Below are 10,384 nucleotides of genomic sequence, written 5' to 3'. Positions count from 1 at the left end.
AAGGGCTTGTTTCGCCTGTTAAGCGCTCTGTTATGAGTTTGATTTTGTAGTCTTCATATTTGCTCGTAGGCAATCCTTTTGCTGTCTTACTGAGTACGCTGTAAATATTTGATGCGGTGACTTTACCCAAGCGCGCTTGGAACCATTCTGCTGTTCTTTGTTCCATCTCACACCGCTGTTTGTTGCTCTTGTGATGGGAGCGATTGTAGAGCTTTTTCTTTTTGAATATTTTTTCTTCTTTCCAAATGCCCCAAAACCAATTCTGCTTTTTTACAAGACATATCTGTTAGTTTTTCTGCTTCTGCAAAATAAAGAAGACTACTTTCATTTGTCCCTGTTTCTTTAATTAATTCTTCGATTTGCTTTATCTGTTTAGAGGAAACTTTTTGATTATTTGTATCGCCTTCTTTGATTTGCGGTTGACCATCTGTATCGTCTTCTTTACTTGCTACATTAAGAAGCATGCCTAACAGGTATCTCCGTGCGTAGGTAAGTGTAGAACTAACTGATTGTATGTTATTTTTAGAGCCTGTACTGTCAATTGGAAATGTTCCTTCTGTTGAGATTTGATTTCCTGAAGGATGAGACAGAATTATTTCTATGGTAACGTTTTTTTCTGTTTAATGTTTAATATAGTTGTATTTTGCAAACCCGTCCTTTACAGTATCAATGTACTGATCAAGCATAGCGTATTTGCTGTTTGTATGGGTGATTGTAGAGTTTTTTCAATATTTTGATATTTTGTTTGCATAGCCGAAAGATCACGGACAAAGTTTTGGCGCTCTTGTCGTTCTATTTCTTTTTCTCTTAAATCAAGAAGACGCTTTAAGCGGTCAATACTGACGTCACTTTCTAAGGCTTTATTTAAAATACATTCCATAGCAGTTTGTTCAACGGCTAAATGATGTGTTTCTTCAATTTCTATTAGGTTAGTGTTTTGTTCACTCATTTTGATTTCCTCCATTACGCGCAATTCACGTGTGGCGTGAATCACGCATGTTTTAAAAGGCTGGTTTGGCTGTTAGAAAGGGCTTATACGCTCTGTCTTTTCCTAGGGATATGTTCTCGGCTTTTCTATTATAACTAATATATGTGTTGCTTGAAATACATGTGTTACCACATACAACAGCATCACCACCAATATGAGCTTTTTCACAAATATTGCATTGCCGTGAATTTCGGCTATTCCGTAAACTTGCGTATTATCGAAAATATGTGCATTGGATTCAACACAAGCGTTTCCAAAGTCTCTCAGTGCACGCATGCAACGAACTGGGCGACGATAGAGAATGTCTATTTCATCAGTAAATTCGTATTTTTTTCCATGGTTTATTGCCTCTCGCCCTTTGTGATGATTTCATCATTGATGATCTCTGCGTTCCCTGAATAAATGCATAACCATAGATTTTGGCATTTCCTCCAACTTTTGCTCTGATGGAAATCAATGGACTGTCATAAATTTTAGCTTTTCTACTAATAAATGCAACACTAGAAACCTGTGCATTTTCGTAGATTTGTGCATTGGCAAAAACACGAATATGTCCAAAAATCTGCGCATTGCCAAAAATATTAGTTTCTCTGGTAACAGATTCACTACCAAAAACACATGCATTTTCATAAATACCAGAAATGTTATCAATATAAGCATCACCAAAAACCTTGGCATAACCATAAACTTTTGCATCATCACCTACCCAGCAATTACCATCATGACTGAGGTTGTCTTCTTTTTGTATAAAGCCGCCTAGGTCTCCTGCTTTAACAGCATCAAAATCTCTTAAGGCTTTAATTCAGTGAAGAGTTTTTCCAGCAAACTCTATTGTTTCATCAGTCATTTCGTATTTCTTTTCCATGATTGTTGCTCTTAATGCATGCTTTGTCTTTATAAGCTCTTGAAACAGCAAACCAATGCCTTCTGCTGCTGGTACAACTTTTTCTATTCCATTTGCGGTTTGAAGTGTGATGGTCGGACAATCCATAAGTTGCTTTTGGATTTTGTCTTGATACGGTAGCAAATTTCCACCTGCTGCTCGTCTGTAAAACCACCCTTTTTGCTGTAAGAAGAAAATGAATTGTTTTGGTTGTATCTCGAGTATTTTAGCGGCTTCTGTAAGACCGAAGAGTCCGTTGTGACGTTGCAAACTTTCAAGAGCAGCTGCTTTGGGTTTAAGGATACTCACTTCACTTTTAAAATCTCTAATTGTGTGACACTTTCTAAAAGCAGTTTTTTTCACAAAGAGAGGGTCTTCTAAAGCGTTTGCAAGGTCTAAAGGTTTCTTTGCACGCCGTTCACATTCAATAAAATATTGACGGGCTTGTTTACCTTTTTTATTACGCTCTACCATGGCAAGCTCTTTTGCCATGTCTAATGTGAGGTGATAGTCTATGGCTGTAACAGCTCTAGATTTTGCGCTCCCCAATTTTGTGGACCGCAAATCTTGTGTTTTTATAAAATCACTTTCCTCTTCAAATTCATATTGATGAATACGATCCTTAATTCAAGTAGAGAAATCTTTCCCTATTTCCAAAAATTCATGTAACTCACGTGCGTTGACCGTTTGAACGGTTTCGTGTTTGATTGTATTGTGCTGGATAGCAATAGGCTTTTCCATTACGAACCTCATGTTGATGGGATTGATGAATGAAAGGGGGGCGCTTTTAAATGCGCCCTTCAGAATTTAAAGCACATCACAAGGATGCAAACGGTGTTGTTGTTCGTAAGAATCATACATTGCATCGTCATATTCATGCTGTTTTATATCGTCTAAAAAAAACGTATGCTGTGATGTATAAAATAACGTCATGAGGTATGTTTCCGTTAAAACACTGTTCTTCACGTTCTCTAAGATAAAATTCTGCGATATCTTCAGATATATCTTCGCAGCTCTTTTAAGAAGGATTGATGCGAAAGATTTGGATTTCATTATTTGCCTCGTCAATAATTTTTAGAACTTGGCTTTCATCAAGTGGTCCTGACCGACCAATGTTTTGATCATCATTATAGACAACTAATAAAATTTTATCAGAATTTATAAGAATTTGCTTATCCATAATTTCCCCTCCCTAACACCTCTTGGCGATTGTTTGTGCGTGGTTTATGGATACCAATGTAGCGATTTTAAAAATTTTTTTAAAAGTAATAAACTAAAGGCTTTCTTGAAGAGAAGTATAAAAATATTAATTCATATTCTGGCTGGTTTAATCCAGTCGATAGGTGCACACCATTCTAATTCTACATCTACGATATCAGCATATTTTCCATTTATACTGGATAAAACCCATTTCCCTTTTTCTTTCCCGAGACGTAATACTTTGATGTAAACTTTTCCACATTTAGTTTTTATGATAGCGCGGTTGTTAATAAGATCCTCTGGTGGCAAATGATAGGAATAAAAAAGAAGGCTTCCTTCTTCAATGGCTGGAAACATAGAATCACCTACCACGCGAACAGCAACAGTTCCTTTAGGAGCAGATGGCGGGGCTTCTACTTCTTCTAGACAACCAGAATCTATTGCGATTATTTCTCCTCCGACTCCTACAGATCCAATCAAAGGAACTAAGTGATTAGGAGGAATAGAAGCACCGGTAAGCTTTGATATTTCTAATAATTCTCGAGCAGAAATATCTCTTGTTTCTTTTAGCATTTTATTGACGGCAGCACGATCTATCGAGCGACCTAAAGAAGCGGTTAGCTGTCTTGAAAGCTCTGATTGGCTTAATCCAGCTTCAGATAAGGCATTTTGCAACCATTGTGAGATACTTATTGTCATATCTTTATTGTAGGTACGTTGTATACAATCGTCATTTTCTAATTTAGCAACATGTGGTTTCATTATTAATTTTCTTTCTTAACATTGTTTTTATAATCGCTACATAATGTACTATGAAACAATCTTCGGAAATAATAAATCTGTTAGGTGGGGTTCGTAGGGTAGTATCTCAGCTGCTTGGGGTTCATAGAACACGCGTGTATGCCTGGTTCCGTCCTATATCAAAAGGTGGAACTGGTGGAAGAATTCCAACAAAACATATCCCAATTCTTTTGAATGAAGCTAAAAGAATTGGAGCACCGATTAAGGCAGAAGACTTTTTCTCGTTTTTTTATAGGACGCAATCATGTGATTCTAAATTATCTTACAATCTGCTTTTATTGCTGCTTCTACAGATAGTAATGAACATCAACAGCATCATTCACATTCTTAAACAGGCATTAAATAAAGAGACAAAATTAATAGATTACGCGTCACCATGCGCACGCATAAATACGTAGTGCCTTAAGGGGGGATTATGATCACTAACGCACCAACTATTTTATGTCTTGATCTAGGGACCAAGACAGGCTGGGCGATCGTGGTGCTGATGGTCACATAACAAGCGATACAGAAGATTTTCAATCACGCCGTTTTGAAGGCGGTGGTATGCGTTATTTACGCTTTAAACGGTGGCTTACTGAACTAAAAAGGTCCGTTGATGAAATTGACGCAGTGTATTTTGAAGAGGTACGCCGGCATGTAGGTACAGACGCTTCTCATATTTACGGGGGCTTTCTAGCAACCTTAACAGCGTGGTGTGAACATCATCAGATACCATATGAAGGCATTCCTGTTGGCACAATTAAGAAGGCAACAACAGGAAAAGGTAACGCCTCAAAAGAAAAAATGATTAAGGCGGTGTGTGCAAAAGGACATACGCCTAAAGACGACAACGAAGCAGATGCTTTAGCAATTTTATATTTAATGAAAGAAGGGGGGTATACATGTCCAATAAATTACCGTGGACGGAGGCTATTTGCAGATAAATGGATTCTTGATCTTGCTTGTTTATCTCCCTTTGAGTGCAAAGTTTACATAAAGTTACGCTTGCAAATGCTTTATACTGGAAAACCACTTTTAATAATATGAAGGTCCGGGCTGATTACACTGGCTGTTCAGTAAAAATGTTTATGAAAGCGTTAGAAGTTTTAATAAGCACAGGTCATATCAAACGTTTAGACGATGGGTGTTTATGGAGTTTAAAAGTTGAAGAAGAACTCAATAACTCTAATGAGAGTTTAGAGAAGGTATCGAAGACGTCACGGTCAAAGACGTTATCAGAGAGAGCAAAGAAAGCAGCGTAGGCAAGATGGGATAAACATACAAATGATGCTTGTGGTATGCTTAACGATGCTAAAGCAATGCTTAATGATGCCCATATATAACATAAACAATAACAGTTATAATAAAAAACTAATACTATCGTATTAGCAAAAAAGAAATTTGTTCTGAAAATTTAGAAACAAACGAACAGGTTCATGAGTCAATAGAGATTTATGCTTGCGGAAGCCAACCAGAGCAAATCACAACGGATGTAGAAAACCAACCTCCCAATCACAAGCAAAAGAACGTTCCCCAAAAAGCGAAGCGGACTAAATCAAAAGATGATTTTCTCTTACCTGAGGATTTTGAACCTAATTTGCAATACGCAATCGATAAAGGCTTAACCCATGATGAGGCGCTGTTAGAGTTCGAACGGTTCACAAATTACTGGATAGCAAATCCAAATAAAAATGCAAACAAACGGGATTGGTAAAGGACTTGGTACAATTGGGTCACAAGTCCTATCGGAATGCTAGAAAAGAAAAAAGCAAGATTAGAACAGGAAAAACGGTTAGGTGGTCATTATGGAAAATTCACTCATAAAACTTTTACAGAACAGTTTGCAGAGGGCTTCAACGAACTCAGAGATCATCTCTCATCTGGAGAAGATTATGGAAATGATCAGTCCGGGGCATCCATTGACGCTGAAAGCTGGGAATACATTGACGAAACAGGAGGAGGCGCAAACCTTAGATGCTTGAATCATCTACAAGCGTTGCTTTCTGTGAAAGCTTCAGTTAATCAAATTGAGCAAACTTCTTTCCTACTCTCAAGCATGAGAGTTCCTGCGAATACAGACGCCAAAGCCGTCGTTTTATCCTATGGCATGATGCTGGACCGCATTTCGTCATATGCTATGAAAAAGGGCGTCGAAAATATCGTAACGGGTCAAGCAATTGGGATATCAAAAACATTTATGCCAACTTGTGGAGAGCTTTTAACTTATTACCAGACAGTAGAAAACACCCTTCTTTCAAAAGCCGAAAGTGTACGCAAGGCTGTTTTGAACACCCGTGAAAAAAGGCTGAAAGAAAAGGCAATGAGAGAGAATTCAAAACCACTCACGTTGGTTGAAAAGCAAAAGCTTGAAGGAATTTAAATGGTCTTGGGGAACAGTGAAATACATTGCAGGTTAGTAAACTAGTGAAAAGCGCTGATCATTTTGGGATTAGATATGTGTTTAAACCGACAAAAAGGCACCGTACAAAGAGATTTGAAGTTTTTTTACTACAATTAAAAACACAAAACGCTCTGTACGGTCTGATTTGAGGTAAATAGACCAATTGGTAAAATTATGGACTAAAAACATGAGAATATTAAAAGACCTGTTCTTAAAAAAGCGTAAACAACCAATGCAAAAAGAGTTTGTTGCAACAGCTGTTGGTTATGTTCCTTGGGGGGATGGAGCAGAGGTTTTTTAGGAATTAAAAAAAATCCCTACTTTATTCAAAGTATTTTGACATTTGCATCTGTTTCTTTGGTAATAGTCACAGCGGTTTTTGCAATTTTATGCAATTCTCATATTCCTTTTGAGTTGCAGAACACTCCAAAATATAAAGATGATGATACAACAGGTTGGGTGAAACTAACACGTGATTTACAACAGTATATGCACAGACTTTTAAAGCTAATAAGTTTAGCGCTTATCGTTTTAATTTTCCCAAATAGTTATAAGGAAATTGTTTCTTTGCCTATTATTTCTAAGTACGTGGAGTATAAGCTTTCTTTTCCATTGGATACTGTACTTTGGTACTCAGATATTGCTCTTTGGTATTCTTTTTTAGTTTGTGTATTGTTTCTTATGTTACGTACACGCAATTTAATAAACATATCTATTACACACTACAGTGCTCAGTTAAAAAGCCATAGTAAAATTCCGATTTTATAAAACTGTTCAGATTACGTTGTCTCTTCTCAACGTTCATAGATGCAATCAACAAGAGCATAAAAAACTATCGTGGGTTGCTTGATTTTAAAGAACATGACCTCTAGGTGTGAAGAAAGATGGACTAAGTATTTTTAAAGATGCCCTACTTGCTCTAGAGGTGAAATATGTGGGATTGGGCTGTTATGCCGAGCTTGCCACAAATCATACTTTTGTTGCAATTTAAGCCAGAATTCCGCATCATTTAAACCCGCTTTTTCTAACCGTAAAGCTAAATTAATGCTAATCGCTGCATGACAGTTTAAGACGCGGGATAAAGTTAAACGTGCAACACCAAGACGATTTGCAGCTTCTGTTACTGTTAACCCTAATTCATTAAGCAATTCTTCTTTCAAAATGCCGCCAGGGTGTGGAGGATTGTACATCATAATAACACCTCAAAACTCAATGGTAATCTTGATAATCAACCAGTTCAACGTCTGTCCCAATGAAACGAAAGGTAACACGCCAATTTGCATTGACACGCATTGACCAGTAACCTTTTAAATCGCCCGTAAGCGCATGTAGACGATACGATTTAAGAGTAACTTGTTCAGGCGCGGATATTGTATCTAAAATTACTAAAATGTTTGCTAATTTTTTAGCATGCGCGGGTTGTATGCCTTTGCAGACTCCTCGTTCAAAGAATAATTTCAATCCTTTATGCTTAAAACTAACGATTGCCATATATACCCTCTTGATACTTGATACTATACACCATGCATTTATGTCAATTGATTATTTATCAAAGGGCGCCTTAAAACATAATTTTATATATTAAAAAACAATATTATCATTTTGAAATAATTGAAAAAATAATAAAATTATGCTAAGATTTTTTACATATTAAAATACAAATTTAAGGTAACTAAAACATGCTAAACAAAGTGACATTAATCGGACGCCTTGGTGCTAATCCCGAAAGCAAAACCATGACTTCTGGAGCAGAAATAGTCAATTTTAGTATAGCGACTTCTGAGAGCTATACAGATAAAAAAACCAATCAAAAAGTAGAGAAAACTGAATGGCATTCAGTTGTGATTTTTAATCCACATTTAGCAAAAATTGCACTTCAATATCTCAACAAAGGTTCAAAAGTTTACGTAGAAGGAAAATTACAAACACGCAAATGGCAAGATAAAAATGGGCATGACCGTTACACAACAGAGATTATCTTACCACAATTCAAAGGCGAGTTGTATTTGCTTGATGCCAAAAAAGAGCAATCGGCATTCCCTTCACCCATTACTTCTCAAAATTATGCTATTGCTTCAGGTGCTGCTGATCATGGCGCATCTCTTAATGATGCTATCCCATTCTGATTGATAACATATGACAAAAAGAAAAAAACGTACAAAACGTGGACGTCCTCGTATTAATGGATGTATCAGAGAACCCAATGGTCGTATCTCGCGAGCAAAAATACCGCGTGAACCGATTGATAAATTGGCAATTGAAATGCGTGCCAAACGCTTTGGCTTGACCATAGAAGAGGCTAAAAATCCACTTTCCAGTACCTATATCGGGCGGCTTTATTTGCAAGGCGAAATCAATTAAGACCAATATGATGCTGCGCAAAAATATCTTGAAGTGAAAAACAATTACCTATGTGCAAAAGGATTGCCTAATGCAATTTATGATGAAATGCCTACAACTTCTGATAACGGAGCAAGAGAGAAATGGGTACAGAAGGCAACACAACGTCTTTTAGCTGTAAAAGATGTTGTTCAAGAAGCTCAATGTTTACACCGTCAATATAACCTTCATGCCGCATTACAGTATCTTGTCATAGAAGATCAATCACTACCACACCTTGTGCTTTCATTGCGCATTGCTCTTAATGCGCTTTATAAGCACTTTAGCCGTTAAAAAAGAATTGACATCAGATGAAAAATCATTAAAATGTGTATATATTTACACATCATGAGTTTAGGGAATGGAACAAGATAGCCGAAAAATCATTACAAAATTAAAGCGTGATGGCTTTGAACTTATCAAAGTGAAAGGTTCTCATCATAAATTAAAAAAAGATGATAAGGTTGTTATCGTTCCACATCCTAAAAAAAATCTTCCGATTGGTACAGCACGTTCTATCGCACAACAAGCAGGCTGGTTAAAAGAAGGAGAAGAAGAATGAAAAGATTTTTTGCTCTTGTTCATAAAGATGAAGACTCTGCTTTTGGTGTTCAGTTTCCTGATTTTGAGGGACTTTTTTCTGCTGCTGATGAGGAAGAAAATTTAATAGCAAATGCAACAGAAGCACTCCAACTTTATTGTGAAGATGTAGATAGAGTGCCTATTCCTTCAAAATTTGAAGAAGTCATACAACGGGAATCTGTCAAAACAGCTTTGTCAGAAGGAGCTTTTTTAATACAAGTTCCTTTTATTGAAAATGATTCAGAAGTCATACGCACAAATATATCAATTGAACGAGGGCTTTTACGTGCAATTGATAATTGTGCACAAAAGAGAGGTTTAACAAGATCTGCTTTTTTGGCAACAGCAGCCCGTCACGAGCTTAATATTTAGCTCATCAATCTGGAAAAATTTCTCACTCTCGATTTTTTTGCAAAAGCGTGTGATTGCATATGATCCGCAAACTATTAATGAAAATCAAAAGGCGGCAGGCAAACAAAACGCTATAGTTAAGAGGGATATAACTATCATTGATACTATATACATGGCATCTAATATTTCTGAACCTGTCATTGCCTTTCCCTCCTATAATAATTTCACAATAATTTATAAAATCTAAAATGTTTTAGAAAATTCTATATATTCTATTTTAAAATAAAAAAATACAAGATCATGATTTTTTTGTTGACATAGTGTAAAAAATCGTATTTAATGACGCCACTGCACTAGTTGTATTGTGTCTAAAATTCAAAAATATCCCCAAAAATTCAGCAAAATGTGAACTTGAAGCGTGGCTAGAAAGCCCTGTTTTCTTGCTAATTCTGGCTAATTAATTTTTCACAGAATAAAAATCAATATTTGACTAATGATGTCATTAATTATGACTCAAAAGGAGCAATGATGAAAGCTGTCATCACTAAGCCAATGTGTGTTGTTGGAGACAATAAAAGCACTGTTCGCTTTGAACCATCAACACCCAATAATCCATTTGTTGAAGTTTCCAATCAAGTCTACGCACGTCTCAAGCGTGCAAATGCTGCTAAACCTTTTGTTGATGTTCAAATAAAAATAAAACCCGACAAGACAATTGAACACATTAAGCAGATAGAACAAGAAGCCGTACAAACATCAACTGAATCAGCAGCCGAGGAAATTCCACTCGAACAACCCAAAACACCTAAAGCTTCCA

Annotated in this window: 12 protein-coding genes and 5 pseudogenes; 9 read left to right on the top strand and 8 right to left on the bottom strand. The window is 36.6% G+C overall.

What is annotated here, in order from left to right; genetic code table 11:
- The 6 genes and pseudogenes from ACFIL7_RS04390 to ACFIL7_RS04365 all read right to left on the bottom strand — a co-directional run.
- A pseudogene (locus tag ACFIL7_RS04390) lies at window positions 1-166 on the bottom strand (exonuclease); the annotation flags it as partial.
- A 1-nt stretch (window position 167) separates the two neighbouring features.
- A pseudogene (locus tag ACFIL7_RS04385) lies at window positions 168-949 on the bottom strand (ERF family protein).
- Between the two features lie 841 nt (window positions 950-1,790).
- Window positions 1,791-2,450: a phage antirepressor KilAC domain-containing protein gene (locus ACFIL7_RS04380; RefSeq protein ID WP_375633259.1), complete on the bottom strand. Its 660-nt coding sequence runs from the start codon at window positions 2,448-2,450 to the stop codon at window positions 1,791-1,793.
- A gap of 228 nt (window positions 2,451-2,678) precedes the next feature.
- Window positions 2,679-2,804 carry a hypothetical protein gene (locus tag ACFIL7_RS04375; protein ID WP_375618719.1) on the bottom strand — a complete coding sequence of 42 codons (126 nt, stop codon included), beginning with the start codon at window positions 2,802-2,804 and terminating at the stop codon, window positions 2,679-2,681.
- An 85-nt stretch (window positions 2,805-2,889) separates the two neighbouring features.
- A complete protein-coding gene (locus ACFIL7_RS04370; RefSeq protein ID WP_375633260.1) occupies window positions 2,890-3,051 on the bottom strand; it encodes a hypothetical protein in 162 nt (53 codons plus the stop codon).
- A 131-nt stretch (window positions 3,052-3,182) separates the two neighbouring features.
- On the bottom strand, window positions 3,183-3,833 hold the full coding sequence (locus tag ACFIL7_RS04365; RefSeq protein ID WP_375618720.1) for a helix-turn-helix transcriptional regulator: 651 nt from the start codon (window positions 3,831-3,833) through the stop codon (window positions 3,183-3,185).
- A 454-nt stretch (window positions 3,834-4,287) separates the two neighbouring features.
- Between ACFIL7_RS04365 and ACFIL7_RS04360 the strand changes: the two are divergent.
- The 4 genes and pseudogenes from ACFIL7_RS04360 to ACFIL7_RS04345 all read left to right on the top strand — a co-directional run.
- Window positions 4,288-4,748 (top strand): annotated as a pseudogene (locus tag ACFIL7_RS04360) (crossover junction endodeoxyribonuclease RuvC); the annotation flags it as partial.
- Window positions 4,749-4,942: 194 nt separating this feature from the next.
- Window positions 4,943-5,116: a hypothetical protein gene (locus tag ACFIL7_RS04355; RefSeq protein WP_375618721.1), complete on the top strand. Its 174-nt coding sequence runs from the start codon at window positions 4,943-4,945 to the stop codon at window positions 5,114-5,116.
- Between the two features lie 488 nt (window positions 5,117-5,604).
- Window positions 5,605-6,234, top strand: a complete 630-nt coding sequence (locus tag ACFIL7_RS04350) for a hypothetical protein (protein WP_375635026.1) — start codon at window positions 5,605-5,607, stop codon at window positions 6,232-6,234.
- A 294-nt stretch (window positions 6,235-6,528) separates the two neighbouring features.
- Window positions 6,529-7,004, top strand: a pseudogene (locus ACFIL7_RS04345) (hypothetical protein).
- A gap of 150 nt (window positions 7,005-7,154) precedes the next feature.
- Here the strand turns inward: ACFIL7_RS04345 and ACFIL7_RS04340 are convergent.
- Window positions 7,155-7,448, bottom strand: coding sequence for a HigA family addiction module antitoxin (locus tag ACFIL7_RS04340; protein WP_375633253.1), 294 nt, complete (start codon window positions 7,446-7,448; stop codon window positions 7,155-7,157).
- Between the two features lie 16 nt (window positions 7,449-7,464).
- Window positions 7,465-7,746, bottom strand: a complete 282-nt coding sequence (locus ACFIL7_RS04335; protein ID WP_004856694.1) for a type II toxin-antitoxin system RelE/ParE family toxin — start codon at window positions 7,744-7,746, stop codon at window positions 7,465-7,467.
- A gap of 188 nt (window positions 7,747-7,934) precedes the next feature.
- Between ACFIL7_RS04335 and ssb the strand changes: the two genes are divergently transcribed.
- The 5 genes and pseudogenes from ssb to ACFIL7_RS04310 all read left to right on the top strand — a co-directional run.
- Window positions 7,935-8,381: a single-stranded DNA-binding protein gene (ssb, locus tag ACFIL7_RS04330; RefSeq protein WP_375676807.1), complete on the top strand. Its 447-nt coding sequence runs from the start codon at window positions 7,935-7,937 to the stop codon at window positions 8,379-8,381.
- 10 nt (window positions 8,382-8,391) lie between these two features.
- A pseudogene (locus ACFIL7_RS04325) lies at window positions 8,392-8,928 on the top strand (hypothetical protein).
- A 67-nt stretch (window positions 8,929-8,995) separates the two neighbouring features.
- Window positions 8,996-9,196: a type II toxin-antitoxin system HicA family toxin gene (locus tag ACFIL7_RS04320; RefSeq protein ID WP_375633256.1), complete on the top strand. Its 201-nt coding sequence runs from the start codon at window positions 8,996-8,998 to the stop codon at window positions 9,194-9,196.
- The gene (locus ACFIL7_RS04315) at window positions 9,193-9,588 is read left to right on the top strand and encodes a type II toxin-antitoxin system HicB family antitoxin (protein WP_375633257.1); all 396 of its coding nucleotides are present in this window, start codon (window positions 9,193-9,195) and stop codon (window positions 9,586-9,588) included. The genes ACFIL7_RS04320 and ACFIL7_RS04315 overlap by 4 nt, the downstream gene beginning before the upstream one ends.
- 507 nt (window positions 9,589-10,095) lie before the next feature.
- Window positions 10,096-10,384: hypothetical protein (locus ACFIL7_RS04310; protein WP_375683393.1), on the top strand; the 289-nt coding region annotated here is incomplete at its 3' end.

It is taken from the genome of Bartonella sp. AP3QHHD (assembly GCF_042195765.1).
Classification (GTDB): Bacteria; Pseudomonadota; Alphaproteobacteria; order Rhizobiales; family Rhizobiaceae; genus Bartonella.
This window is presented reverse-complemented; position numbering and strand designations above follow the sequence as displayed.

Bases quoted from the DNA above. Each gene is read 5' to 3' on its own strand.
- ACFIL7_RS04375 (WP_375618719.1), bottom strand. From the start codon at position 2,804: ATGACGTTATTTTATACATCACAGCATACGTTTTTTTTAGACGATATA.
- ACFIL7_RS04370 (WP_375633260.1), bottom strand. From the start codon at position 3,051: ATGGATAAGCAAATTCTTATAAATTCTGATAAAATTTTATTAGTTGTC.
- ACFIL7_RS04365 (WP_375618720.1), bottom strand. From the start codon at position 3,833: ATGAAACCACATGTTGCTAAATTAGAAAATGACGATTGTATACAACGT.
- ACFIL7_RS04355 (WP_375618721.1), top strand. From the start codon at position 4,943: ATGAAAGCGTTAGAAGTTTTAATAAGCACAGGTCATATCAAACGTTTA.
- ACFIL7_RS04350 (WP_375635026.1), top strand. From the start codon at position 5,605: ATGCTAGAAAAGAAAAAAGCAAGATTAGAACAGGAAAAACGGTTAGGT.
- ACFIL7_RS04340 (WP_375633253.1), bottom strand. From the start codon at position 7,448: ATGATGTACAATCCTCCACACCCTGGCGGCATTTTGAAAGAAGAATTG.
- ACFIL7_RS04335 (WP_004856694.1), bottom strand. From the start codon at position 7,746: ATGGCAATCGTTAGTTTTAAGCATAAAGGATTGAAATTATTCTTTGAA.
- ssb (WP_375676807.1), top strand. From the start codon at position 7,935: ATGCTAAACAAAGTGACATTAATCGGACGCCTTGGTGCTAATCCCGAA.
- ACFIL7_RS04320 (WP_375633256.1), top strand. From the start codon at position 8,996: ATGGAACAAGATAGCCGAAAAATCATTACAAAATTAAAGCGTGATGGC.
- ACFIL7_RS04315 (WP_375633257.1), top strand. From the start codon at position 9,193: ATGAAAAGATTTTTTGCTCTTGTTCATAAAGATGAAGACTCTGCTTTT.